Below are 23,806 nucleotides of genomic sequence, written 5' to 3' on the forward strand. Positions count from 1 at the left end.
GCTCTTCATGGCCACCGTCGCCGCGGTCATCGCCTCGACGCACCATCCGTTCTACTACCGGGCCAGCACCTCGACCGGTGCCGACCGGCCGCCGTTCGCCGACGAGTGGGTCGCCAAGATCGAGGCGTTCCGGGAGACCCTGACCAAGGCCCGGCCGGACATCCTGGTGATGGTCGGCAGTGACCACTTCCATCAGCTGTGGCTGGACAACATGCCCCAGTTCCTGGTCGGCAAGGCGCCGTACTTCGATGCGAACTGGTACAACGAGGAGCGCGAGTTCGGGCTGCCGCGGATGACGCTGCCGGGGGAGGAGCGGCTGTCCGCGCACATCCTGCGCAACGGGCTGGACGCCGGCTTCGACCTTGCCTTCAGCAACGAACTGCGGATCGACCACAGCATCACCTGCCCGATCATCACGCTCCGCCCGGAGGCCGACCTTCCGATCGTGCCGATCTACACCAACATCTTCGCGCCGCCGCTGCCGCGGCCGCAGCGGTTCGTCGAGCTGGGCCGGACGATCCGGCAGCTGGTCGAGTCCTGGCCGGACGACAAGCGGGTGGCGATCATCGGCACCGGGCATCTGTCCCTCGAACTCGGCGGGCCGCGGCAGTTCGGTGCCCACGGCCCCGATCCGGAGTTCGACCGGAAGGCGGTCGAGTGGATCGCGAGCGGCGACATCGAGGGCTGCCTGGCCGAGGTGACGCTGGACAGCCTGCACCTGCCGGGCAACGCGACGCACGGGTTCATGGACTTCATGCTGATGATGGGCGTGGCCGGGGCCGGCGCGAAGGCGGATCACGTCGACTCGCTCGACCTGTTCCACACCATGGAGGCGTACTTCACCTGGTATCCGAACGGAGTGCCGGCATGAGCAAGTACCTGCTGGACAAGTTCCTGTTCACCGTCGACCGCGATCCTGAGTTGGTCGAGCGGTATCGCGAGGACGCGGCCGGGACGGTGAGCTGGTGGGAAGCGGAGGTGGCGAACCGCATCCTCAACTGCACGACCGGCGAGAAGTCGACCTGGCAGCAGTTCACCGACGAGGAGCGGACGGCGTTGCGCGAGCACAATCATGTGGCGCTGTTCGAGCTGGGGGCGCATCCGTTCCTCACGCTCACCCTGTTCATCGCGATGTTCGAGCGCGACCACGGACCGCTCGAGTACCAGAAGGCCTACGGCAAGGCGATGGAACACCTCGCCCTGCCGTACCCGGACATCGCCACCTGAGTTCTGAGGAGACACGCGTGCGAGCAGCCGTACTCCGCGCCCACGGTGAATCGCCGGCGCATGCTGAACACCCGGACCCCGTGCCGTCCGCGGGCCAGTCCATCGTCCGCGTCACCGCGGCCCCCGTCGTACCGCTGGATCTGCTGTGTGCATCAGGTACGTCGTACTTCGGTCAGCAGCCGTTGCCGTACGTCCCGGGCGTGCAGGGTGTCGGTGTCGTTGAGCAGTCGGAGGTCCTGGCTCCCGGGACCAGAGTGTTCTTCCCGACGTCGGCTGGGATGTCTCCGGGTGACGGCAGCTTCGCCGAGCGGTGCGCCGTACCGGATGCGGATCTCATCGTCCTCGATGCCCCGGTGGCAGATGCCCAGGTCGCGGCGCTCGGTCTGTCTGCGGTCGCGGCGTGGATGGTGCTGACGTGGCGTGCTCAGTTGCAGCCGGGGGAGAGCGTTCTCGTTCTCGGCGGCGGCGGAGCCGTCGGCCAGGCGGCGATCGGTACGGCGCGCGTCCTCGGCGCCAGTCGGATCGTGGCGGAGTGCCGATCGGAGGAGGCCAGGCAGCGGGCGCTTGCGGCAGGTGCGGACGAGGTCGTGTCGCTGACCGGTGACGTCGGAGAACTCACGCGGGCGTTCTCCGATGCAACTGGTGGCTCGGTTGATGTCGTGGTCGATCCGGTCTTCGGCGCTGCGGCGACCGCGGCGTCGCGGGTGCTGGCCGCTGGTGGGCGGTTGGTGAATCTCGGTGGTGCATCGGGGGACGAGGCAACGTTCTCCTCTGCGGTGCTACGGAGCCGCTCGATGAGTGTCCTTGGCTACACCAACAATTCCCTGACCTCGGAGCAGCGCCGGGATGCGCTCACCGCTGTGCTGCAGCACGCTGCGGTGGGGGAGATCGCGGTCGCCTACGAGAGCGTTCCGTTGCCCGAGATCGCGGTGGCCTGGGAGCGGCAGTCGGCAGGTCTGACCTCGGGCCGCCTGGTGCTGACCATCTGAGACAGTCGCGCCGCCGAGATAAGAACGAGCGGTATCATCTCCCGCATGGGAGTTCCGGTCCGGCGGTTGTGGTTGGCGGTGCTGAGCGGGTATCTCGCGTTCGGTGCGACGTTGCAGGCCTTGCCGGCGTACGTGCCGGAGAAGTTCGGCGGCGGTGCGCTGGCGAGTGGGACCGCGGTCGGGATCGCCTTCCTGGCCACGGCGTGCGGCCGCCCGGTCGCGGGGTGGTTGGCCGATGCCGGGTGGTCGCGTCCGGTCGTCCTGGCCGGGGGAGTGCTGACGGCGCTCGGCGGACTCGGGCAACTGCTGGCGCCGAGTCTCGTGGTCCTGATGATCGCGCGACTGGTGATGGGCGCCGGGGAGGCGGCGCTGTTCTCCGCTGCACTGCCGTGGGTCCTGTCGGGGATGCGGATGGCGCAACGCGGGCGCGCGGCAGGGTGGTTCGGCCTGTCGATGTGGGGCGGGTTGGCCGCCGGACCTGTGATCGCGTCGCTGATCGGGGATCGCGTCTGGTGGGTCGTCGTCGGTCTCGCGGCCGCATCGGCTCTCCTGGTGCTGACGACGCGCTCGGATCCCGGCCGGATCGAGCCGCTGGTTCGAATCCGGCGGATCCGCGACCTGGTCCCGGTCGGCGTCCCGTTGCCCGGGGCAACCGTCGGACTGGCGGCGTACTGCTACGGCACGGTCGCGGCGTTGCTGGTCCTCCGCCTGCGCGCGGACGGGATCGGTGGTGACGGCGTCGCTCTCGCGGTGTTCGCTGCGGCGTTCCTGGTGGTCCGGTTCGCGGGCAGCCCCGCGGTCGATCGGTACGGCGGGCGCGCGGTGGCGGCCGTCACCGTGACGATCGAGGTCGTGGCGTTGGTAGGGCTCGCGCTGGCCGGCGAAGCGGTTGGTGCGCTCGTGTTCACCGCGTTGGCCGGATGCGGGATGGCGCTGATCTACCCGGCGTGCGTGTCGATGACGCTGGACCGGGTGCGCGGGCTGCGGCCGGGTGTGTCGATGGGCGTGATGACGTCGTTCTGGGATCTCGGCGTGATGGTGGCCGGGCCGCTCGGTGGACTCGTTGCGGAGCGGCTGGGATTCCCGGTGGCGTTCTACCTGGCCGCGGTGTCCGCCGCGGCCTGCGTCGTCGTCTGCCTGGTGTTCCTCAGGCAGCGTCGAGCAGTGTCTCCACGATGACGCGCGCCTCGGCGCCCAGGCCCGGATCCCGATCGACCGCGCTGATGATCGTCGCTCCCTCCAGGACGATGACCAGTTGGCGAGCTGTGGTCTCCGGGTCGCGCACGCCGGTCTCGGCGAGCAGCCGCTGGAACAGGCCGCGGTAGAAGGTCAGGTGGTCCTGCGCGAGTCGCCGGGGTGCGCCGTCATGGCCGCGGTCCTCGGTGGCCGCGTTCATCATCGCGCAACCGCGGAAGCCGGTCTCGGCGTACCAGCTCGCGACCAGGTCGAAGACGGCGAGGATCCGCTCCCGGCCGGTCGCGGCCTGCTCGACCGCCTGCTCGTGCCACGCGCGGACCCGCTGAGTGCGGTCGGTCAGAACCGCCTCGACGAGACCGTCCTTGGAGCCGAAGTTCTTGTAGATGGTGAGCTTGGACGCGCCGGCCGCCTCGGCGACCTCGTTGATCCCGGCCGCGTGGATACCGCGCTGCGTGAACACCTCCGAGGCGGCCTTCAGGATCCGCGCCCTGGTCGCCTCGGGGTCCAGCCGCTCTCCGGCCTTCACCGGCATCGAGCACCACCTCCGGAGAACAGGATACCGATCGGTGTCATCTCCGGGTGGCGCGAGATAAGACCGATCGGTACTATCTGTCCATGATCGATGGCTGGACGGCAACAGGATTCGGCAAGGTGGCGGATGCGTTCGCGCGGAACTTCGCCGAGCGAGGCGAGCTGGGCGCTGCCTTCGCGGCGTACCAGGACGGGCGACCGGTGGTCGACCTCTGGGGCGGTACGGCGGACCCGGACACCGGGCGTGGGTGGGATCGGGACACGATCCAGCTGATGTTCTCCGGCACCAAGGGGCTCGCGTCGGCGTGCGTCCTGCTGATGGTGCAGCGCGGTCAGGTCTCGCTGGACGACCGGCTCAGCCGCTACTGGCCCGAGTTCGGCGCCGCCGGGAAGACCGGGACGACGCTCTCCGACGTCCTTTCCCACCAGGCCCGGCTGCCCTGGGTCGAGGCCGGGTACGCCGATCTCCTGGACCACGACGTGATGGCCGCGCACCTCGCGGCGCAGGCTCCGTCGACGGATGCACGGGCCGCGTTCATGTACCACGCGATCACCTGGGGCTGGCTCGTCGACGAGTTGGTACGACGTGTCGACGGCCGGACCGTTCAGCAGTTCTTCGCCGAGGAGTACGCCGTACCGCTCGGGCTGGAGGTGTGGATCGGTCTGCCCGAGGACCTGCACTGGCGCGCGACCACGATGGTCGCGCCGGACGGCGTACTCACCGATGAGCCACACACCGACCGACTTCTGCAGTTGAACCGCAATCCGCTCTGGGTGCCCGGCGCCGAGAAGATCTGGAACAGCACCGAGTACCGCAGCGCGGGGCTTGCCGCAGTGGGAGGCTTCGCCACTGCTCGCGGCATGGCTCGTTTCTACGCATCCCTCGTCGGTGAGGTCGACGGTCAGCGCATTCTGACTCCGGCCACCGTCGAGCTTGCTCGCCGGGAGATCCGCCGCGGCACCGAGCCGACCTGGGGGAGCGAGATGGTGTACGGCGCCGGCTTCGAACTCCACGTCCCGGGCAGTCGCCTCGGCCGGCCGATCGATGCCTTCGGCCACGTCGGTGCCGGCGGCTCCACCCACGGCGCCTGGCCGTCTCGGCGCATCACCTTCTCCTACCTGATGAACCAGGTCCGCACGGTGCCCGACCCGCGGCCGCAGACTCTGCTCGACGCGTTGGAGAGCGCCGGCTGAGATCTCTCCCGAAATCGGTGTATCAACCCGCGCCGACGGCGACTCCGCGTAGTGGGGCGCCCTTCGAGATGCTCTGGGGGGAGAGCAAGCGGGGGGCATAGAGGGGGGAGCGTCGACGCGGTGCGGGAGGAATCCGGGGGTCAGACCGGATGGGGGCCGCGCCGCGTCGACACACTCACACGCTCACTGGCCCAATGACGCCAACGCGTCGCCGGTGGTGAGAACAGGCCCGACCCCCGGTGACGGCTGGGTCAGTGCGAAGGCGAGCAACGCGTCCGCGGACTGGCGAGCGCTCTCCCCGGTCAGCGACATGCGACCGGCGATGAGCGCGGCGACCAGCGGTGTCGAGAACGACGTACCACTCCAGCGCGCCATGCCGGTGAAGTCCCGGATCTGGCCGGTGTTGGGTGGTTCGGTGCACTCGTAACTCCCGGTCAGGAACGCGTTCACCAGGTTCTCGCCCGGCGCGTAGACATCCACCCAGCCACCGAAGTTGCTGAACGACGCGCGGTCGCGCCCGTTGTCGGCGAGCGCTCCGACCGACACGGCCTCCGGGAACGCCGCCGGCCAGAAATAGTCCCGGCTGTTCTCGTTCCCGGCCGCGGCCACCAGGACCAGACCGTTCACCCGATTCAGCCGGGTCTGGACGAACACGTCGAGTCCGAGCGCCGGAAGGTCGAAACGCGTCCTGGTTCCGGCCGACAGACTGATGATGTCCGGGGCCAGATCGAGTACTTCGTCAAGAGCCTGGGCGAGATCGAACTCCCACATCGCGCCGACGCTGGTGAAATAACTCTTGACCACCACCTCGACATTTCGCGCCACCGCCCGCAGTACACCGGCGATGAAGGTGCCGTGACCCGCGTACGGCCGGATCCGGCCGGAGGGAAAGAACGCGTCCTCCGGATCGCCGGTCACACCGTTCAGCCAGTACGCCGCGGGTGCCTCGGACCAACCGACATCGAGCACGACCACCTTCACTCCGCGTCCGTCGGCCGCGCCGGCGGGCAGGAACGGCGTCGGCAGTACCGGGTCCGGCGGAATGCCCTGCGCGACCTCCTCGGGTTCGGTCGCCGGACACGGGCTGACGCTGGGAGTCACGTAGAACAAGTGCTCCGGCGTGACGACCCCGCGGCCGAGGCGTTGGTCAGCAAGAGCCAGGAAGCGTTGCGTGGGGTTCGGTCCCTCCGGTGCGTTCGGCGGAACCTTGTCCGGCAGCAGCAGCCGGGTGACCCCGCCGATGCCGCCCTCACCCGTCGTGCCGCCCTGGAAGAGTTCGACCACGCGCGGCAGATCCTCGTCCCGGACCAGCACCGTGCCGATGCGGTACAGATAGTCGGCGCCGTCCTTTTCCCACTCCGGCGGATGGACGCCGACGTCCCGTCCGAATGCCTCCAGGATGAGTTTGATCTGGGCGATGTACTTCGGGTCCTGTTGGTCGGTCGTTTGATTTCCTGCTTTTTTCGCCATTCGGTGGGCGATCCCCCTTGAATCGGTAACCCGGGATTCGACGAAATCGTCGAACGGACCGATATCATTTCACCGTGCAGACGGCCGGGGGGAGTGTTGGAACGGCGGTTGCCCCGAATGATCTGCTGCCGCTGGCTCTCTCGCGCCCACACGACGCCATCGCGGCGGCTCGATTCCTGCTCGTCGGCGACCTGGATCCGGACGCCGCGTCCTGCGCGCACCAGGCGATCGGGATCGGCCTGCGCCAGCTCGGCGATGTGGAGACGGCGATCCGCGAGCTCCGGATCGCGCTGCGACTCACCCAGACCGCGGGCCGGCCCGAGCGCGAAGCCGACGTCCTCGCCACCCTCGGCGCGACCCTCGGCCGCGCCGGCCGCAGCCGCGAGGGACTCACCCACCTGGACCGTGCGGTGAGCCTCAGCCGCGGAGCGCTCTCGGGCCGCGTTCTCCTGCGGCGTGCCGACGTACTGCTGATCCTGGGCAGACATCGCGAGGCGCTGGACGATCTGCGGATCGCGATCAGCCGGCTGCGGCGGTCCGGCGACCGGGTCTGGGAGGCGCGCTGCCGCAACTACCGCGGGTTCATCCAGCTCGAGATGGGTGTCACGCGGCAGGCCGACACCGATTTCGAACAGGCCGGCCGGCTGTACGCCGCGAGCGGCCAGGAGTTCGAGTACGCCGAGACCCGCCAGAACCGTGGCCTGGTCGCGTTCTCGCGCGGCGATCTGCCGGCGGCGCTGCAGTACCTCGACGAGGCCGGTCGCGGGTTCGCGGAGGTTGGTGTGGTCTGGCCCGAGCTCGCGATCGACCGGTGTGCCGTCCTGCTCGCTGCGGGTCTGCCGACCGAGGCGCTCGCCGAGGCGGACCAAGCGATCGTCCGGATGGAGACCGTCGGCGGGCAGGCCACGAAGCGAGCCGAGGTGCTGTTCGCGGCGGCGACCGCGGCGCTCGCGGCCGGTGAGCTCGAGACGGCACGTTCCCGCGCAGAGAGCGCCCGCCGGCTGTTCTCGGCACAACGTCGTCCATGGTGGTCGGTCCGCGCGTCGATGGTGCAGCTCGACGCCCGCTACCAATCCGGAGAGCGCGGCCCCAAGTTGCTGCGGCAAGTGACGGAGACCGCCAGGCGCCTCGACACTCTCGGCGCGACAGAAGCGTCGGCCGCGCACCTGCTCGCCGGCCGACTCGCGTTGACCGACGGACGAAAGCGGACAGCCGAGCGGCAGCTGGAGCTGGCCGGGCGGCGGACCCGGGACACTCCACCACTCGCCCGTGGCGCCGCCTGGCTCGGCAAGGCGTTGCGGTCCGAGGCCAGGGGAGACGTCCGCGGAATGCTGACCGCCTGCGCCCGTGGCCTCGACGCGCTGGACGAGCATCGCCTGATGATGGGTGCGACCGAACTGCGAGCGCGCGCGACCGGTCATGGCGCGGAGCTGGCCGGACTGGCGCTCCGCGACGCGTTGCGACGCGACAACGCCAGGAGCCTGCTGAAATGGGGCGAACGCTGGCGTGCCACCGCGCTCACGGTTCCTCCCGTGCGTCCACCGGACGACCAGCAACTCGTCCACGATCTCGCCGCCCTGCGCGACGTCGTACGACGGCTGGACGCGAAGCGCGAGGGGGACGGGACCGACCCGGCTCTCGATCGTGAACGGCGCCGGCTCGAGAAGGCGGTGCGAGAACACACGCTCCGGGCGCACGGGCATCGCTCGCACCCAGAGACCTCGGGGGTTCAGATCGACGAGTTGGTCGACGAACTCGGTGACACGGTGCTGGTCGAGTTGATCGAGATCGACGGAGTCCTGCATGCCGTGGTGGTTCGCGATGGCCGGATCAGCCGGCTCACGGTCGGGCCGATGGCGGCGGCCGAGGTCGAGGTGGAGCGGTCTCGGTTCCGGCTGCGCTGGCTGGCCCATGGACGATCGAAGTCCGGTCCTTCGCTGGACGTGCTGGGTGCGCGGCTGGGCAGCGCGATCCTCGGCCAAGTGCAGGACGTTCTCGGGGATCGGCCCGTCGTGATCGTGCCGCCCGCGCGATTGCAGGCGTTGCCCTGGGGGCTGGTGCCGTCGCTGGATAGCCGTGCGGTGAACGTCGTACCGTCGGCGGCGACCTGGTTGCGGGCGCGGCGGTTGCAGCCGCCGTCCGATCGACGAGTCGTCCTGGTCCTCGGCCCGGGACTGCCGGCCGGCCGTGCCGAGGTCGCGAGCCTCGCCGAGCGGTACCCGGGTGCGACTGTCCTCGCGAACGGCGACGCTACTGCCGACAGGGTGCTCAAGGAACTCGACGGTGCATGGATCGGCCACATCGCGGCGCATGGCACGTTCAGGTCCGACAGTCCGTTGTTCTCTTCGTTGCGACTGGACGACGGTCCGCTGACCGTCTACGACTTCGAGCGGCTTCGGCGGGCGCCGTACCGCTTGGTGTTGTCGAGTTGTGAGTCGGGCCTGGCGAAACCGGTCGGCGCCGACGAGTTGCTCGGACTCAGCAGCAGCCTCGTGCCGCTCGGCGCGGCCGGCATCCTGGCCAGCGTCGTACCGGTGAACGACCCGGCCACCGTGCCACTGATGACGGCGCTCCACGATCACCTGCAAGCCGGTCAGCCGCTGGCGGCTGCGTTCGCGCTCGCCCGTGCCAAGGTTGGCGACGACCCGGTCGCGCGTGCGGCCGGCCGGTCGTTCGTCGCACTGGGAGCGTGATTCACACCATGTATCAACGCGTGGCCCGCGGACTCCGTATCAATGACGGCGGGCGGAAGGAGCGGGGGAATGCGGGATGATCCGACCGTCGTCAGCCTGGTCGTGCGCGCCGGGGACGGGGACGAGAAAGCCTGGGACGAGCTGGTGGAGCGGTACGCCCCACTGATCTGGTCCATCTGCCGCCGGTACCGGCTTCAGCCGGGAGACACCGACGACGTGGGTCAGGGCGTGTGGCTGCGGCTGATCGAGCATCTGCCCGGGCTTCGCGAACCGGCCGCGCTACCGGGCTGGATCGCGACGACCGCGCAACGCGAGTGCCTGCGCCTGCTGCGGGTGTCGAGCCGGGTCGACCCTGTCGACCCGGTGGACTCGCGGGATGTGGGAGAGCACGCCGTGGATCACGCGGTGGCGGAGGAGGAGGTGCTGCGGCACGAACGACGGCGGATCGTCCGGGCCGCCTTCGGCCAGCTGTCCCAGCGCTGTCAGTTGCTGTTGGCAATGATCACGCGGGACCCGCCGGCGCCGTACGACGAGATCAGCCGCAAGCTGCACATGCCGATGGGCAGCATCGGCCCGAACCGGGCCCGCTGCCTGGACCGGCTGCGGCGGGCGCCGGCACTGGCGACACTGGTGGACGAGCACTGAGGACGAACACTGAGGGATCAGTGAGGAGGTGGGAAGCATGACGGAGACCGGCTGGAACGACGACGAGCTCCTCGACGCGCTGCGCGACGCGCTGCGGACCGAGCGGGAGATGCCACGGACGTTCGTCGACGCGGGGAAGGCGGCGTTCGTCTGGCGGACCATCGACGCAGAGCTCGCCGCCTTGACCTATGACTCGGCCTGGGAGAGCGCGGATGCCGCGCCGGTCCGATCGGAGAGCGCCACCTTGCGCGCGCTGACGTTCGCCTCCGACGGCTGGACGATCGAGATCGAGCTGACGCCGACCGGCGTACTCGGCCAGCTGGACCCGCCCGAGTCCGGCACGGTCAGTGCCCGCGGCCACAGCGGTGAGTTGGCCTCGGCCGAGATCGACGACCTCGGGTTCTTCGTGCTCTGGCCGATCCCGGCCGAGCCCTACCGCCTGATCTGTACGCCGGCCTCCGGGCCGACGATCCTCACCGGCTGGGTGACGCCGTAGCCGACCCCTGGGGGGCCGGCTACGGCGCCCGGCGTCAGCCCAGGTAGTCGCGCCACGGGCCGGTGATGGCCAGCGTGATGCCCGGGGTCTGGATGTTGACGAAGAGCACCTTGCCGTCGGCGGAGAACGTCGGACCGGTGAACTCGGAGTCGTTCAGCATGTTCCGGGCGATCGCGTACGTCGGGCCGCCCGGGGTCGCACTGAGCACGTGGCTGCTCGCGGTGCCGTCCTCGGCGAGGATCAGCGAGCCCCACGGGGTGACGGTGACGTTGTCCGGACCGTCGAAGTTGTAGTCGTCGTACTTCGCCGCGGCGCCCTTGTTCGCGGCGGCGCTCTCGGGGAAGTACGTGACCAGCTGGATGGTCTTGGCGTCGTAGTTGTAGAACCAGACCATGCCGTCGTGCGGGACGCCGTCGGCCGGCAGGTCGGCGGTGCCGCCCTCGGCGAACGAGTTGACGACGTACACGCCGTCACGGGTGCCGTAGACGCCCTCGAACTTCTTGCCGCGGGTGACCTGGCCCTCGGTGAACTGGTTGCGCACCGAGACGGTCAGCCCGTCGCGGTCGGCCACCGGCACCCACGCGACCCGGAACGGCCGGAGCAACTGCGCCGAGGTCAGGTAGGCGACGTCCGGGATCGGCTTGCCGTCGTCACCGAGGATCGCCATCGCCTCGAGCGTGCCGAAGTCCTTGTCGGCCAGGTCCTTGTAGCTGCGCGAGCTGAGCTTGTAGCCGCGCGGCGCGGACCAGCGGTAGAACAGGCCGTTCGGGCCGCTGGCGTCCTCGGACAGGTAGATGTGGGTCCGGTCCTCGTCGATCGCCAGCGCCTCGTGGGCGTAGCGGCCGAGCGCCTTCAGCGGCACCGGGTGCGCGGTCTTGCCGTCGGCCCAGACCTCGAAGACGTACCCGTGGTCCTTGAGCCGGCTGGTGCCGTTGGCCTTGCTCTCGGTCTCCTCACACGTCATCCAGGTGCCCCACGGGGTCGGCCCGCCGGCGCAGTTGGTGAGGGTGCCGGAGATGCCGACCCACTCGCCCTTGTTGCGGCCGTCCTTGTCGACGGAGATGACGGTGCAGCCGCCGGCCGAGCCGACAGCCGAGTCGTACACGGTGCCCGGGATCTGCGGCACACCCAGCGGGTCGTTGCCACCGATCTCGTGGTTCTGGATCAGCGTGTAGCCGTTGCGGTCGCTGCCGACCACGGCGGTGCCGTCGTGCAGCGACGGCGTCGGCTGGCCGCTCTTCAGCTTGGTCTCGCCGGCGTGGGTGACGACCTTGTACTTGAAGCCGGCCGGCAGCGCCAGCAGGCCGTTCGGGTCGTCCAGCAGCGGCGGGAACGGACGGTGCGTCGGGAACGGGCCGGGACCGTGGTGCGAGTGCGAGACCGGGGTGGCCTCGGCGAGTGACGGCACCGAGCCGACGGTGGCGAAGCCGACGCCCGCGGCGCCGACGGCGGCACCACGGAGAACGGAACGGCGATCGACTGACATGGAATGCTCCTCAAGCATTTAGTGGCGGACCAACGCGGGCGACAGCCGGAGATCCTGTGTTCTCGAACCGCACAGAGTCGCTCGGCGGCACTGCGGGCCGCGATCTCTCCCGCAGGGCGACGGTGTCCGCCCGAGCGTGGATGATCCTGCCGTCGGTCGGCTGCCAGACGGCAAACACCATCTGAACAACTCAGTGGTAATCGCCGACCGGCCTCAACTGGTGCCGTGAGGTCTATTGACAATCGATAGGTAGCCACCGAGAGTCGATGCATGAATCTGGTCGACCGGGTCGTCGTACCCCTCCGGATCCTGCTCGTCATGCTGTTCGCCGGCCTGGTGGTCGCGCAGGCGCTGAGCATGCCGGGACAGTTCGCGTACATGGCGAAGGAAGACCCCGACCTGGCGTACCTGCGCTGGCCGCTGACGATCTGGGCGATCCTGGGACTGCTCTGCGTGCAGGTCGTGATCGTGTGCACGTGGCGGCTGCTGACGATGGTGAAGGCCGACCGGATCTTCACCGAGGAGGCGTTCGCCTGGGTGGACGCGATCCTGTGGGCGTTGAGTGCCGCCTGGGTTCTGCTGTTCGCCGGGTTCGTCTACCTCGGCTTCCTGGCCGACGACCCGGCCTTGCCGATCCTTCTGTTCGGCATGGTGCTGTCCGGTGCCGTCCTGGTGCTGCTGATGGTGGTGATGCGGGCCCTGCTCAGGCGCGCCACTACGCTGCGGTCCGATATGGAAGCGGTCATCTGATGCCCATCGTGGTGCGCATCGACGTCGAGCTCGCGAAGCGGAAGATGAGCGTGGGAGAGTTCGCCGAGAAGGTCGGCCTGACGCCGGCGAACATCGCCGTACTGAAGAACGGCCGCGCCAAGGCGGTCCGCTTCAGCACCCTCGAATCCATGTGCCGCGTGCTGGAGTGCCAGCCCGGCGATCTGCTCGAGTTCGTCGAGGACTGATGCTCGGTAGGCTGCCTGGATGACAGGGCTCTCGGGCGCCGAGGTCCGGCGCGTCGGCAACCATTTCGTGAAGCGCGACCCGGCTGTCGGCGCGGAGGCGGAGCGGTTGGAGTGGCTGGCGCGGCAGGGGATCGACGTGCCGCGGATCGTCGATCACCGCGACGGTGTGCTGACGACCGAGGCGGTCCCGGGCGTACCGGCGTCGTACGACTGGACCGGCGAGCAGCTGCCCGCCGTCGTGGCGACGTTCGTGGAACTCGCCCGCGCCCTGCACAGCCTGCCGATCGAGGACTGCCCGTTCCGTCGCGACCTGGACACGACCATGGCGGAGGCTCGCTCGCGGGTCGCCGCGGGCCTGGTGGATCTGGACAACCTCGAGGATTCGTACGCCGGCTGGACCGGTGAGCAACTGCTGGCCGAGCTGGAGCGGACCCGGCCGTCGAGCGAGGACCTGGTCGTGTGTCACGGCGATCTGACTCCGGACAACGTCCTGGTCGATCCGCACACCGGCCGGCTGACTGGGGTGATCGATGTCGGGCGGCTTGGCGTCGCGGATCGGTGGCTCGATCTGGCGATCCTCCAGCGGGAGCTGACCGAGGAGCCGTTCGCCGCGTTCCTGGCCGGCTATGGGCTGACCGGGCCGGACCAGGACAAGCTGGCTTTCTACATCCTGCTGGACGAGTTCTTCTGAGGCTGCAACGGCGGCCGCCCGCGGAGCGTCTAGGGTAGGAGGTGATCGTGATGCGAGTGTTCACTGTGCTGGCCGCGCTCTTCCTGCTGGTTGCGTGCGGCAACCAATCTGATGCGGGAGAGGAGCCGTCGATGACACCGTCCAGCAGCGGCGTGTCCGAGAGCGATTCGCCGCCGCCGTCGGGACCGGCCGAGCTGGCGAAGGCCGACCTGGTGAAGCGGCTGGGCGTCGACGCGGCGCAGGTCACCGTGGTCAGCTCCGCCGAGGTGATGTGGCGTGACGGCAGCCTCGGTTGCCCCCAGCCCGGCATGCACTACACGCAGGCGCTGGTGAACGGCAGCCGCGTCGTACTGGAGTCCGGCGGCAAGGAGTACCACTACCACTCCGGCCCGAACCGGCCCCCGTTCCTCTGCACGAATCCCCAACCACCCGTAGGCGGCTGACCGATGGCAGTTCCCGGACAGAAGGTGCCGGACAACGCCCCGCCGGCGCTGGCCGACACCGAGCTGTACGCCGTCGACGCGTACCTGGCCGAGTTCGACTCTCCGATCGTCGAGGTCGACGCGGAGCAGCGCCGGGTGGCCTTGCGGCGTACGGCGTTCTTCCCGGGAGGCGGCGGTCAGCCGTACGACGTGGGCACGCTGCGCTGGGCCGACGGCTCGGCGCCGGTCACTCGGGTCAAGCGCGAGGGACCACTGCTCTGGCACTGGCTGGACGGCGAGCAGTTGCCCGGTCCCGACGACGAGGTGCACGGCGAGCTCGACTGGGAACGCCGCCACCTGACGATGCGGACGCACACCGCGCTGCACATTCTCTGCGGTGTGATCTGGGCGGACCACCACGTCGCGGTGACCGGCGGCAACATGGATCCGGGCAAGGGCCGGCTGGACTTCGCCTTCGACTCGATGTCGGCCGAGTTCGGCCGCCGGATCGAGGCCCGGATCAACGAGGAGATCGCGGCGGCCCGCGAGATCGTCGTCGACTTCGTCGGCCGTGAGGTCGCCGACGCCGACCCGGCCCTGATCCGGATCGCCGCGCACCTGATCCCGCGCGAGATCGACCCGCTCCGCGTCATCGACATCACAGGCCTGGACAAGCAGGCCGACGGCGGCACCCACGTCCTCACCACCGCCGAGGTCGGCTCCGTCAAGGTCACCGGCACCGAGTCCCGGGGCAAAGCCAACAAACGCATCCGGCTCGAAGTCCACTAGGCCCGGTGGCGGGTTGTTTGCTCGCTACCGTGACAACTCCCCGTCATCGGTGGAACAACCCGCCAGCGACCCCCTTCGTCAGGCGACCTCAGGCATTGAGGGCTTCCAGGATGGTGGCGGTGACGGCGTCCGGCTCGGAGACGCTGAGGGCGTGGGAGGCCCCGGCGATCTCGCGGACGTTCTTGGCGCCGGCGCGGTCGGCGAAGAAGCGGTGCAGGGCGACCGGGATGTTGAGGTCCTGGTCGCTGAAGACGAACCAGGACGGGATCGTCTTCCAGGCCGGGGAGTCGGTCGGCAGCCCGGTGGTGAGTGCCGCCTGGGTGACCGGGCGCTGGGTCGCGGCCATGAGTGCGGCGGTGCCGGCCGGTACGTCGGCGCAGAACTGGTGGTGGAAGACCTCCGCGCGGATGGCGAGCTCGTTGCCGCCGGTGCTGACCGGGTAGGCGTTGAGCGCGTCGCCGAGCGTGCTGCCCGGGAACTTCAGCGAGAGGTCGAAGGCGTTCTCGCCGGTGTCCGGAGCGAACGCGCAGACGTAGACCAGGCTCTTCACCGCGTCGTTGTTCGCCGCCGCCTCGGTCATGACGAAGCCGCCGTACGAGTGGGCGACCAGCACCACTGGCCGGCCGAGGCCGGCGATCACGTCACGGACGTACGCCGCGTCACCCTCGACACCGCGCAGCGGGTTGGCGACGGCGACGGCGTCGATGGACTGGGCCTGCAGCTGCTCGACGACGCCGTTCCAGCTGGCGGACTCGGCGAAGGCGCCGTGCACCAGCACGACGACCGGGTTCTGCTCGGGCATGGTGAGTTTCTCCCCTTGACTCGGTGGTGTTGCTCCTTGTCCATCAGGACAGGACACCCGGCCGGGATGTGACAGCGGCCGTCGCAGCGTGAACTACTGACCGGTCCGTGAGACGAACCGCCGACAACCCGCGCGGGCCCCCTTTTGTCTTGGCAAAGTACTGCGGGAGACCGTCAATGACTTGCGCGAGGAGGACAAGGTGTCGAAACCGCTCAACATCGCGGTCCTGGGATTCTGGCACGTTCACGCGAAGGACTACGCCCGGCAGACCCAGCAGCATCCGGGGACTGAACTGGTCGCGGTCTGGGACGACGACCCAGGACTCGGACAGGCGGGGGCCGACGACTTCGGCGTCGCGTACACCGATGACCTCGATGCCCTCCTGGCACGCGAGGACATCGACGGCGTCACGATCACGACGCCCACCAACGTCCACCGCGACGTGATGGTGAAGGCGGCCAACGCCGGCAAGCACATCTTCACCGAGAAGCTACTGGCGCCGACCGTGGCCGAGGCGGAGGAGATCGTCGCCGCCGCCGACGCGAACGGCGTCAAGCTCATCGTCTCGCTGCCGCGGCTGTACCACGGCTACACCCAGGCGATCCGCGAGGTGATCGACAGCGGCCGGCTCGGGCAGCTGAACTACGGCCGGGTCCGCCTGTCCCACGACGGCGCCCTGCCGCGGGACGGCCAAGAGGGCTGGCTGCCGCAGCGGTTCTTCGAGCCGAAGACCGCGATCGGCGGCGCGCTGACCGACCTCGGCTGCCACCCCGTGTACCTGACCCAGCTGTTCCTCGGCTCCACGCCGGAGACGATCAGCGCGACGTACCGGTCGGTCGCCGGCCGCGGCCTCGAGGACAACGCCGTCGTCACCGCCGGGTACGCCGACCAGACGATCGGCGTGATCGAGGCCGGGTTCGCCAGCCGGAACCCGTTCACGATCGAGCTCTTCGGGACCGAGGGCACGCTGACCTACACCGACGACGGCAACGTGCTGAAGGTCGGCGACGAGCAGTTGCCGGTGCCCGAGCACGGCCAGGACGCGTTCGGGCAGTGGGTCGACCACATCACCGAGGGGACCCGCGCCGACGACAACATCAGCCGGGCGGTCGAGCTGACCCGGCTGGTGGTGGCCGCGAACGAAGCCGCGGAGACCGGACGATCGATCGCCTACAAGTGAAGGGACTGCCGATGATCAAGGTTGGGCTCATCGGGGCCGGCGGCATCGCGTCGGCACACATCCGCGGCTACCAGGAACACTCCGCCAAGATCGGCATCACCGCTGTCGCCGACGCCGTGGAGGCCACGGCCGCCGCGCGGGGCGAGGAGCTGGGCGCGACGCCGTACACGGACTATCGCGAGATGCTCGCGAACGAGGACCTGGACGCGGTCGACATCTGCCTGCCGCACCATCTGCACCGCGACGCGATCGTCGCGGCGGCCGAGGCGGGTAAGCACGTGCTCTGCGAGAAGCCGCTGTGCCTGTCGGCGGACGAGGCCGCGGACGTCCGCAAGGCGGTCACGAAGAGCGGCGTGACGCTGATGTGCGCGCACAACCAGCTGTTCATGCCAACGGTCGCGAAGGCCAAGGAACTGCTCGAGGCCGGCACGATCGGCACCGTCTACGAGGTGCGGACCACCGACAGCTTCTACAACAACTTCGACCCGAGCAGCATGGGCTGGCGCGCCAGCAGCAAGACCAGTGGGGGTGGCGAGCTCATCGACACCGGGTACCACCCCACCTATCTGATGCTGCACCTGGCCGGCGGGCTGCCGGTCGAGGCGACGGCGATGCTGTCCACCCACCGGCTGAAGTTCATGGAGGGCGAGGACTCCGCGCAGGTTCTGATCAGGTTCGACAACGGAGTCGTCGGTCAGATGGTGACCAGCTGGGCCTACCAGCCGGCCGCCTCCACCGAACGGTTCTCCGCCGTCGGGGAGCTCGGCTCCCTGCACAGCGACGGTACGTCGTTGTCCTACCGGCTGCGGTCCGGCGAGACCGAGACGTTCGAGCTGGAACCGGTCGACACGTTCGTCGCCGAGATCGGGCACTTCGCCGACTCGTTGCTCGGCAGGACCCGCCCGCTGCACACCGAGGAGGAGGGCATCGCCGTCCTCGGAATCCTCCTGGCCGCCTACGAAGGATCCCGCACCAAGACGATCGCTCCCATCCCGAAGGTCTAGACCTCCTTGAAGTAAAAGCCTTCGGCCAGGTCGTCCAGCAGGCCCGGGTGAGTGGGCTGCCAGTCGAGCAGCTCACTCGTCCGGACCGCGGACGCCGGGTGGTCGAGGGCGGCGAACGCCGCCAGATAGCCGATGTACTCGGCCGCCTCCTCCGGCGTGACCGAGCGGGCCGGTACGTCGAGACCGCGTCCGATCGCCGCGGCGATCCGGCGCAACTCGACGCCCTCCTCCGCGACCGCGTGCAGCCGGGTGCCCGCGGGCGCCGACTCGAGCGCGAGCCGGTACAGCCGGGCCGCGTCGAGCGTGTGCACCGACGGCCAGCGGTTCGTCCCGTCGCCGACGTACGCCGCGAATCCGTTCCGGCGGGCGAAGGTGATCAGCCCGGGCACGAAGCCGGTGTGGTCGAGCGGGCCGTGCACGATCGGCAGCCGGACGACCGAGGACCGGATGCCCTTGCCGGCCAGGTCGATGACGAAGTTCTCCGCGTCGATGCGGTAACCGCCCGGCAAGGTGTCGTCCTCGGTCCCGCTGCGACCGAGGCCGGCGTGACCCAGCAGACCCGTTCCCGACGTACCGACGAACGGCTTGTCCGTGCCGGCCAGCGCATCGCCGATCGCTCGGACAGCGGCCAGATCGGTCTCGGCCGCGCCGGCCAGATCGCCTGCTTGCATGGCGTCGTGCGGGAAGGCCAGGTGGATGACGCCGTCGGCGGCGTCGGTTGCGGCGCGCAGACCGTCGAGGTCGTCGAGGTCGCCGCGGACCACGTCGGCACCCCACTCGGTGAGCCGGGCGGCGGAGGTGTCCGAGCGAGCCAGGCCGGCGACCGAGTGGCCGTGCTGGAGGAGTTCGGGGACGACTGCGGAGCCGAGGTGACCAGCGGCTCCGGTGATGAACACATGCATGGTGATGGTTCCCTTTCGGTGATGTCAGTCAGTGACATCACTCAGCCTACACCGATGATGTCACTCGATGACATCGGCTAGGATCAGAGCCATGGCGCGGTGGGAACCGGATGCGGCGGGACGGCTGCGAGAAGCGGCGATGGCGCTGTACGCCGAGCGCGGCTACGAGCGCACGACCGTCGCCGAGATCGCGGACCGGGCCGGAGTGACCGCGCGCACGTTCTTCCGGCACTTCGCCGACAAGCGCGAGGTGCTGTTCGCCGGCTCGGAGGAGCTCGAGCGGCGGATGGTCGAGGCGGTGCTGGCGGCGCCCGAGTCGGCCGGCCCGATGGACGCGGTCGCGGCCGGGGTGCTCGCCTCGGGCGAGTTCTTCGTCGACCGTCGCGAGCACTCGCGTCGCCGCCAGGCCGTCATCACGGCGACGCCGGAGTTGCGCGAGCGCGAGTTCATCAAGATGGCGTCGCTCGCCGCGGCCTTCAGCGACGCGCTGCGCAAGCGAGGCGTCGCGCCGGAGATCGCCTCCCTCGCGGCGGAGACCGGAGTGGCGGTCTTCCGGGTGGCGTTCGAGCGGTGGGTCGCGGACTCTGAGGACACCGACATCACCGAGATCATGCGAGCCACCCTCGCCGACCTGTCCACCCTGACCGCCTGAACCGCCGAGGCCCAGCCTGACCGCCTGAGCCGGCCTGACCGCCTGAGCCGCCGAAGCCGGCCGGGACGCGTGGTCCCGGCCGGCTTGCGGAGCGTCGGCTTCAGCCTCAGCCGATGGAGATGCGGTCGAGGTCCGGGGCGGAGTCCTCGTCGTTGAAGATGCGGAGGGTGTTCGTGCCCTCCTCGAGTTCGACCGGTACGGCGACCGTCTGGACGGTGGAGTTGCCGATGCCCGTGACCGACGCCTCGGTCGGGGCGCCGCCGTTGACGGAGACGAAGTACGACTTGGTCCCGTTGACCGTGTAGTCCAGGTAGAGCTGGTACTGGCCGGCCTGTGCCACCGTGACGTCCGGAACGACCACGTGCGCGTCGTCCGAGCCGCCGAGGTTGCGGACCTTCTGGCTGCCCGAGCAGCCGGAGCAACTGGTGACACCGGCACTGCCGATCTGGTTCAGCGAGCTCTCGGCCTCACGCATGAACACCCGGTCGGCCGGACGGACCTGGATCGGGACGGTCTTGCTCACCTTGTGCGGAAGACCGACCGTCTCGAACGACACCTCGACCGGGACCTGCACGGGACCGGTCTGGCCCGACGCCGGGCTGGTGATCCTCCACGAGCCGCTGATCGTCTGACCCAGCCGCAATCCGGCCGAGGTGACCGGATCGCCCGACACCGTCCAACCGGACGGCACGGCCGGCGCCATTCGCACATTGTCGACCGAGTCCTCGTCCAGTCGCAGCTCGGCCGACACCTCGACCGACTGCTGACCCGGACCGACCCATACGACGCCGGAAGGCTTCACCGTCATGGTCGTCTTCGGCACGTACGACGCCGGTGGCATCGGGCCGACGCTGATCCGGTCGAGTCCGGCAGTGCCCGACACCTGGATCGTGTTGGAACCAGCCTTCAGCGGTACGGCGACCGCCGTACTGCCGGGGACCTCCGGGTTGCCGGCGTCCAGGTGGGCCGTGATCGGAGCCGCACCGTTGACGCGGATCGCGAACGTGCCGGCGGCCGACGTCGTACCGTCGAGCTGCAGGCGGTAGGTCCCGTCGGCCGGAGCCTGGACGTCCCGGTAGGTGACGCTGCCGCGGTCCAGTCCGACCACCTGCGCAGAGCCTGAGCAGGCCGTGCAGATGTCGATCCGGGACGCACCGCTGCGGTGGAACTCCGCCTCCAGTGGCAGCGGGTTCGCCAGAGCCTGCGGGTAGGCGTAGCCGACCTTGATCTCGTCGATCTTCAGCTGCCGGTAGAACGGTGGCGACTGCGGGCCTGACCAGGTGTTGAGCACCTCGAGCTTGAGGTAACGGGCGAGCTGGTTGCCGATGTCAATGAACTGCACACCGCGCCGGCTCGGCATCGCGCTGGTCCGCACCGTCTTCCAGTGCGTGCCGTCGATGCTCACCGACACCTTGTAGTCCTTGATCCGCGCTGAGTCCTCCGGTCGCCCGAACGACTCCCGCGCGTGCGTCGGCGACCACTCCGTCTGGTTGACCGCCAGGTACGTCGCCGGCCGCGGCTGGCCCAGGTCGAGGGTCGTCGCGACCGGGAACTGCCCGTTCGCGTCCCAGTAGTCCGGATAGTTGCCGTCGACAAGGTTCGAGGCCGGGTGGTCGGCGGTGGCGGCGGTGGCCGTCGCGGTCAGGATCGACTGCGGGTACAGGCCGACCTGCCCGGCCGTGGTCACCTTGAACACCGTGTCGTAGGTGTCCCAGTCGGTGACCCCGAGGATGGTGAGGTAGCCGGCGGACTGGTTGAACCGGAACTTCTTCCCGGTCCGGACGTCCGTCACCCCGGTGACCCGGTAGCCGTTGTCCCGCAGTCTCACCAGGTCCTGTGACTTCGGTTTGGTCAGCACGTGCACGTACTGCGTCCGGGCGTTGTCCGCGAGTGTGACGACGCCGTGCGCCCCGTCGTTCCAGAACCCGGGCTGCATGCCGCCGTACATGTAGCCGCCGCCGTTGGTCTTGGTCAGTGAGGACCAGACGGGCGGCAGCCAGTCGGCCATGAAGTTGTTGAAGGCGACCTGCTGTGGCGGGAACTTGCCGTTCACCATCGCGGTCTCGGCCATCAGCGACTTGATCGAGGATCCCGCGTTGGCGACGTACCGCCCGACGCTGAGTCCGTAGTCGACCTTGCTGTCGCTGCCGTCGTACCACCACTGGCCGGAGGTGGGCAGCTTGTAGTCCGCCTCGGTCAGCCGCGGCATCGGCGTGAAGGTGGCCTGCGGGTAGTCGTAGGCCGGTGTCATGCCGGTCTTCTGCTCGTTGCTGACCGTGTCCATGATCGGTGTGTCCTCGTTGTTGTTGCTGAGCAACCACGAGGGACGCTGCTGGCGGATCTGCTCGTACAGGCCGTGCTGTTCCCAGTAGGCGTTGTCGTTGTCGATCCAGAAGCCGGACAGGTCCGGATAGTTGTCCATCACCTCGTGGAACAGGTCGTAGCTGTACATGCCGAACCCGTCCCGCGTGGTCAGGTCGACCTGCTGGCCCTTGTACGCCGAGTAGGCCGCCGAATCGAGGGTCTCGACCCCGGGCACCTCGTTGTGCCACTGCGGGTCGTCGGTCATGTAGAGCAGCACATGCACGCCCTTGGCCTTGCCGGCCGCGACCAGTTCGCCCAGGAAGTCTCGTTGCGTCGAGCAACTACCGGGGATCTTGGACGGCCACGGCCGGGCGTAGCCGAGGCGGCTGTGGAAGGTGGCGAGCACGATGTACGACGCGTGCAGTTTCTGCGCCTCGTCGACCCAGTAGCCGGCGTTCCAGCCACCGGCGGTGACGTCACGCTCCCAGGCGGCGCAATCGGTGTGGCGGGGCGCGGTGAACATGCCCCAGTGCAGGAAGAGCCCGGCGGTGGAGTCGCGCATCCACTGCTGGCGCGGGTTCTCCACCTCCGCCCGGGCGGGTGCGGTGCTGAGCAGCGCGGCGAGCAGGGCCAGCGCGAGGGCGAGCGCGCTGAGCCGCCGCCGGCGCCGGGCAAGTCGGAAGGCCATCGGGGTTCTCTCACTTCCAGGGTGGGCGGGAGAAATAATGACAACAAGATTGCCTATTGAGAGATCCGATCTTTCCAACGGTTCCCGCCCGCGGTCAAGCCCCCAGGCTCAGCTGCCGGGCACGGCGAGCAGATCGGCGAGCACGGTGTCCAGCGCCATCCGGGCCGCGCCGAGCGCGACCGAGTCGGCGCCCATCGTCGAGCTGAGCACCTCGATCGGCACCAGCGTCAGCTTCGCCAGCTCCCGGCGGAACGGCTCGGCGATGATCGCGCCACCGCGCGACATACCGCCGCCGAGCACGACCACCTCGGGGTCGACCGCCAGCGCGAGCACGGCCGCGCCGCGCGCCAGCACTTCGGCGAACTCGATCAGCACCGCCAGGCTCTCCGGGTCCTGGCGGGCGGCCGAGGCGATCACCAACTCGCCCTCCCGCCCCGGCCCGGCACCCTGCTCGGCGGCCAGCGCGGCACCGCGCGCGTGGAGCCGATCGACCGCCGCCTCCCATCCGAGCATCGGCAGGGCGCCGATCTCACCCGCGGCGCCGTGCCGGCCCTGGTGCACCTGCCCGTCGATCAGTACGCCGGCGCCCGCGCGGTGTCCGGCGAACATGTAGACGATGTCCCGGTGCTCGCGTGCGGCACCCTTCCAGTGCTCGGCGAGCGCGGCCAGCTTCACGTCGTTGGCCACGGTCACGGGCCGTCCGAGCCCTTCCGACAGCTCACCGGTCACGTCGAGCTCGGTGAATCCCGGCAGCGAGTACGGCGCCAGCCCTGAGCCGACCGGTCCCTCGCGGACGTCGTGCACGCCCTCGGCCGCGCTGAGCAGACCGGTCACACCGCAGGCGATGCCGGTGATGTCGTCCGCGCCGAGCTGCGCCTGGGCCCAGCTCGCGCGAGCCACATCGACGGCAGCCTGCACCCGGTCCGGACCGGGCAGCTCCGGGTCGAGCTCGACCCGATGGGTCGCGAGCGTGTTGCCACGGAGGTCGCTGACCACGGCCATCGCCTTGTGGGCCCCGATGTCGAGTCCGGCGACGTACCCGGATTCGGCGCGGAATCGGAAGTACCGGGCGGGACGGCCGGCGCCGCGGGCGGACGACGGCTTCCGGGGCGGGGTCGTCTCCTCGACCCGGCCCTCGGTGAGCAGCTCGGCGAGCAGGTCCTCGGCGGTCGGCCGGGAGACGCCGACGATGGCGCGCAGCTCACGCAGCGTCAGCGACTCCGACTCGAGGAAGGCGCCGAGCGCTGCCGCGAGGTTCAGTCTGCGCAACAGCGACGAATCGCCCATCCGGCCGCCGGCGGCTCTGTCTTGACTCATCCGATGAATCGTCCTTATGCTCGCGCCAATATTGCTAACTGAGTTGCATATTACTGCCGGGTGGGTCGCCGGGGCGACCGCGCGGGCCAGATCGAGAGGAACCCGATGCCATCACGTGGGACAGGCTCAGCACGGTGGACACGCGCAGTCGCGGCGGCGACGCTTCTGACG

23 protein-coding genes are annotated in these 23,806 nt (G+C 69.5%); 16 read left to right on the plus strand and 7 right to left on the minus strand.

Translation table 11 applies throughout. The annotated features are described in order from the left end of the window. Positions 1–7 precede the first annotated feature (7 nt). Genes ACGFH6_RS10645 through ACGFH6_RS10660 form a run of 4 tightly spaced genes read left to right on the plus strand, consistent with a single transcriptional unit; the run spans position 8 to position 3,395 of the window. The gene (locus ACGFH6_RS10645) at positions 8–871 is read left to right on the plus strand and encodes a hypothetical protein (protein ID WP_393382409.1); all 864 of its coding nucleotides are present in this window, start codon (positions 8–10) and stop codon (positions 869–871) included. After that, on the plus strand, positions 868–1,227 hold the full coding sequence (locus ACGFH6_RS10650; protein WP_393382411.1) for a hypothetical protein: 360 nt from the start codon (positions 868–870) through the stop codon (positions 1,225–1,227). The genes ACGFH6_RS10645 and ACGFH6_RS10650 overlap by 4 nt, the downstream gene beginning before the upstream one ends. Positions 1,228–1,244: 17 nt before the next feature. Next, positions 1,245–2,216, plus strand: a complete 972-nt coding sequence (locus tag ACGFH6_RS10655) for a zinc-binding alcohol dehydrogenase family protein (protein WP_393382413.1) — start codon at positions 1,245–1,247, stop codon at positions 2,214–2,216. 45 nt (positions 2,217–2,261) lie between these two features. Next, positions 2,262–3,395, plus strand: coding sequence for an MFS transporter (locus ACGFH6_RS10660; RefSeq protein WP_393382414.1), 1,134 nt, complete (start codon positions 2,262–2,264; stop codon positions 3,393–3,395). Here the strand turns inward: ACGFH6_RS10660 and ACGFH6_RS10665 are convergent. Next, complete coding sequence (locus ACGFH6_RS10665) at positions 3,364–3,945, minus strand: TetR/AcrR family transcriptional regulator (RefSeq protein WP_393382416.1); 582 nt, start codon at positions 3,943–3,945, stop codon at positions 3,364–3,366. The two genes, ACGFH6_RS10660 and ACGFH6_RS10665, sit on opposite strands and share 32 nt — an antisense overlap. An 83-nt stretch (positions 3,946–4,028) precedes the next feature. Here ACGFH6_RS10665 and ACGFH6_RS10670 point away from each other — a divergent pair, with 83 nt between their 5' ends. Beyond that, positions 4,029–5,138, plus strand: coding sequence for a serine hydrolase domain-containing protein (locus ACGFH6_RS10670; RefSeq protein ID WP_393382417.1), 1,110 nt, complete (start codon positions 4,029–4,031; stop codon positions 5,136–5,138). Positions 5,139–5,321: 183 nt separating this feature from the next. Here ACGFH6_RS10670 and ACGFH6_RS10675 read toward each other — a convergent pair whose 3' ends face one another. Beyond that, positions 5,322–6,608 (minus strand): S8 family serine peptidase, encoded by a 1,287-nt coding sequence (locus ACGFH6_RS10675; protein WP_393382419.1) that lies wholly within the window; start codon positions 6,606–6,608, stop codon positions 5,322–5,324. A 74-nt stretch (positions 6,609–6,682) separates the two neighbouring features. Between ACGFH6_RS10675 and ACGFH6_RS10680 the strand changes: the two genes are divergently transcribed. The 3 genes from ACGFH6_RS10680 to ACGFH6_RS10690 all read left to right on the plus strand — a co-directional run bounded on the left by ACGFH6_RS10680 (position 6,683) and on the right by ACGFH6_RS10690 (position 10,442). Next, a complete protein-coding gene (locus ACGFH6_RS10680; protein WP_393382421.1) occupies positions 6,683–9,301 on the plus strand; it encodes a CHAT domain-containing protein in 2,619 nt (872 codons plus the stop codon). Between the two features lie 69 nt (positions 9,302–9,370). After that, a complete protein-coding gene (locus ACGFH6_RS10685; RefSeq protein WP_393382423.1) occupies positions 9,371–9,946 on the plus strand; it encodes an RNA polymerase sigma factor in 576 nt (191 codons plus the stop codon). 37 nt (positions 9,947–9,983) lie between these two features. Further along, on the plus strand, positions 9,984–10,442 hold the full coding sequence (locus ACGFH6_RS10690; RefSeq protein WP_393382425.1) for a hypothetical protein: 459 nt from the start codon (positions 9,984–9,986) through the stop codon (positions 10,440–10,442). A gap of 34 nt (positions 10,443–10,476) precedes the next feature. Here the strand turns inward: ACGFH6_RS10690 and ACGFH6_RS10695 are convergent, their stop codons facing one another. After that, positions 10,477–11,928: an alkaline phosphatase PhoX gene (locus ACGFH6_RS10695; RefSeq protein ID WP_393382426.1), complete on the minus strand. Its 1,452-nt coding sequence runs from the start codon at positions 11,926–11,928 to the stop codon at positions 10,477–10,479. A 270-nt stretch (positions 11,929–12,198) separates the two neighbouring features. Here ACGFH6_RS10695 and ACGFH6_RS10700 point away from each other — a divergent pair, with 270 nt between their 5' ends. From ACGFH6_RS10700 to ACGFH6_RS10720, 5 genes are read left to right on the plus strand one after another with little or no spacing between them, the layout of a single operon-like run. Further along, the gene (locus ACGFH6_RS10700; RefSeq protein WP_393382427.1) at positions 12,199–12,678 is read left to right on the plus strand and encodes a DUF2975 domain-containing protein; all 480 of its coding nucleotides are present in this window, start codon (positions 12,199–12,201) and stop codon (positions 12,676–12,678) included. Then, on the plus strand, positions 12,678–12,884 hold the full coding sequence (locus ACGFH6_RS10705; protein WP_393382429.1) for a helix-turn-helix domain-containing protein: 207 nt from the start codon (positions 12,678–12,680) through the stop codon (positions 12,882–12,884). Before ACGFH6_RS10700 ends, ACGFH6_RS10705 begins: the two co-directional genes overlap by 1 nt. A 19-nt stretch (positions 12,885–12,903) precedes the next feature. Continuing rightward, on the plus strand, positions 12,904–13,575 hold the full coding sequence (locus ACGFH6_RS10710) for an APH(3') family aminoglycoside O-phosphotransferase (RefSeq protein ID WP_393382431.1): 672 nt from the start codon (positions 12,904–12,906) through the stop codon (positions 13,573–13,575). Positions 13,576–13,625: 50 nt separating this feature from the next. Further along, positions 13,626–14,018 carry a hypothetical protein gene (locus ACGFH6_RS10715; protein ID WP_393382432.1) on the plus strand — a complete coding sequence of 131 codons (393 nt, stop codon included), beginning with the start codon at positions 13,626–13,628 and terminating at the stop codon, positions 14,016–14,018. A 3-nt stretch (positions 14,019–14,021) separates the two neighbouring features. Then, a complete protein-coding gene (locus ACGFH6_RS10720) occupies positions 14,022–14,786 on the plus strand; it encodes an alanyl-tRNA editing protein (protein ID WP_360449131.1) in 765 nt (254 codons plus the stop codon). An 88-nt stretch (positions 14,787–14,874) separates the two neighbouring features. Here ACGFH6_RS10720 and ACGFH6_RS10725 read toward each other — a convergent pair whose 3' ends face one another. Continuing rightward, positions 14,875–15,588: an alpha/beta fold hydrolase gene (locus ACGFH6_RS10725; RefSeq protein WP_393382434.1), complete on the minus strand. Its 714-nt coding sequence runs from the start codon at positions 15,586–15,588 to the stop codon at positions 14,875–14,877. Positions 15,589–15,787: 199 nt separating this feature from the next. On the opposite strand from ACGFH6_RS10725, the gene ACGFH6_RS10730 reads away from it, so the two are divergent. Both ACGFH6_RS10730 and ACGFH6_RS10735 read left to right on the plus strand, forming a co-directional pair. After that, positions 15,788–16,768: a Gfo/Idh/MocA family protein gene (locus tag ACGFH6_RS10730; RefSeq protein WP_393382436.1), complete on the plus strand. Its 981-nt coding sequence runs from the start codon at positions 15,788–15,790 to the stop codon at positions 16,766–16,768. Between the two features lie 11 nt (positions 16,769–16,779). Further along, the gene (locus tag ACGFH6_RS10735) at positions 16,780–17,772 is read left to right on the plus strand and encodes a Gfo/Idh/MocA family protein (protein WP_393382438.1); all 993 of its coding nucleotides are present in this window, start codon (positions 16,780–16,782) and stop codon (positions 17,770–17,772) included. Here ACGFH6_RS10735 and ACGFH6_RS10740 read toward each other — a convergent pair. Next, positions 17,769–18,674: an SDR family oxidoreductase gene (locus ACGFH6_RS10740; protein ID WP_393382439.1), complete on the minus strand. Its 906-nt coding sequence runs from the start codon at positions 18,672–18,674 to the stop codon at positions 17,769–17,771. The genes ACGFH6_RS10735 and ACGFH6_RS10740 overlap by 4 nt on opposite strands. 91 nt (positions 18,675–18,765) lie before the next feature. On the opposite strand from ACGFH6_RS10740, the gene ACGFH6_RS10745 reads away from it, so the two are divergent. Further along, positions 18,766–19,326, plus strand: coding sequence for a TetR/AcrR family transcriptional regulator (locus ACGFH6_RS10745; protein WP_393382440.1), 561 nt, complete (start codon positions 18,766–18,768; stop codon positions 19,324–19,326). A 106-nt stretch (positions 19,327–19,432) separates the two neighbouring features. Here the strand turns inward: ACGFH6_RS10745 and ACGFH6_RS10750 are convergent, their stop codons facing one another. Beyond that, entirely contained in the window at positions 19,433–22,318 is a 2,886-nt protein-coding gene (locus ACGFH6_RS10750) for an alpha-L-fucosidase (RefSeq protein ID WP_393382441.1), read from the minus strand. 108 nt (positions 22,319–22,426) lie between these two features. Beyond that, positions 22,427–23,635 (minus strand): ROK family protein, encoded by a 1,209-nt coding sequence (locus ACGFH6_RS10755; RefSeq protein ID WP_393382443.1) that lies wholly within the window; start codon positions 23,633–23,635, stop codon positions 22,427–22,429. Positions 23,636–23,806: the final 171 nt, after the last annotated feature.

This window comes from Kribbella sp. NPDC049227 (assembly GCF_043197265.1).
Classification (GTDB): domain Bacteria; phylum Actinomycetota; class Actinomycetes; order Propionibacteriales; family Kribbellaceae; genus Kribbella.

Coding starts and splice junctions, on each gene's coding strand:
- ACGFH6_RS10645 (WP_393382409.1), top strand. CDS start 8: ATGGCCACCGTCGCCGCGGTCATCGCCTCGACGCACCATCCGTTCTAC.
- ACGFH6_RS10650 (WP_393382411.1), top strand. CDS start 868: ATGAGCAAGTACCTGCTGGACAAGTTCCTGTTCACCGTCGACCGCGAT.
- ACGFH6_RS10660 (WP_393382414.1), top strand. CDS start 2,262: ATGGGAGTTCCGGTCCGGCGGTTGTGGTTGGCGGTGCTGAGCGGGTAT.
- ACGFH6_RS10665 (WP_393382416.1), bottom strand. CDS start 3,945: ATGCCGGTGAAGGCCGGAGAGCGGCTGGACCCCGAGGCGACCAGGGCG.
- ACGFH6_RS10670 (WP_393382417.1), top strand. CDS start 4,029: ATGATCGATGGCTGGACGGCAACAGGATTCGGCAAGGTGGCGGATGCG.
- ACGFH6_RS10675 (WP_393382419.1), bottom strand. CDS start 6,608: ATGGCGAAAAAAGCAGGAAATCAAACGACCGACCAACAGGACCCGAAG.
- ACGFH6_RS10685 (WP_393382423.1), top strand. CDS start 9,371: ATGCGGGATGATCCGACCGTCGTCAGCCTGGTCGTGCGCGCCGGGGAC.
- ACGFH6_RS10690 (WP_393382425.1), top strand. CDS start 9,984: ATGACGGAGACCGGCTGGAACGACGACGAGCTCCTCGACGCGCTGCGC.
- ACGFH6_RS10695 (WP_393382426.1), bottom strand. CDS start 11,928: ATGTCAGTCGATCGCCGTTCCGTTCTCCGTGGTGCCGCCGTCGGCGCC.
- ACGFH6_RS10700 (WP_393382427.1), top strand. CDS start 12,199: ATGAATCTGGTCGACCGGGTCGTCGTACCCCTCCGGATCCTGCTCGTC.
- ACGFH6_RS10705 (WP_393382429.1), top strand. CDS start 12,678: ATGCCCATCGTGGTGCGCATCGACGTCGAGCTCGCGAAGCGGAAGATG.
- ACGFH6_RS10710 (WP_393382431.1), top strand. CDS start 12,904: ATGACAGGGCTCTCGGGCGCCGAGGTCCGGCGCGTCGGCAACCATTTC.
- ACGFH6_RS10715 (WP_393382432.1), top strand. CDS start 13,626: ATGCGAGTGTTCACTGTGCTGGCCGCGCTCTTCCTGCTGGTTGCGTGC.
- ACGFH6_RS10720 (WP_360449131.1), top strand. CDS start 14,022: ATGGCAGTTCCCGGACAGAAGGTGCCGGACAACGCCCCGCCGGCGCTG.
- ACGFH6_RS10725 (WP_393382434.1), bottom strand. CDS start 15,588: ATGCCCGAGCAGAACCCGGTCGTCGTGCTGGTGCACGGCGCCTTCGCC.
- ACGFH6_RS10735 (WP_393382438.1), top strand. CDS start 16,780: ATGATCAAGGTTGGGCTCATCGGGGCCGGCGGCATCGCGTCGGCACAC.
- ACGFH6_RS10740 (WP_393382439.1), bottom strand. CDS start 18,674: ATGCATGTGTTCATCACCGGAGCCGCTGGTCACCTCGGCTCCGCAGTC.
- ACGFH6_RS10745 (WP_393382440.1), top strand. CDS start 18,766: ATGGCGCGGTGGGAACCGGATGCGGCGGGACGGCTGCGAGAAGCGGCG.
- ACGFH6_RS10750 (WP_393382441.1), bottom strand. CDS start 22,318: ATGGCCTTCCGACTTGCCCGGCGCCGGCGGCGGCTCAGCGCGCTCGCC.
- ACGFH6_RS10755 (WP_393382443.1), bottom strand. CDS start 23,635: ATGAGTCAAGACAGAGCCGCCGGCGGCCGGATGGGCGATTCGTCGCTG.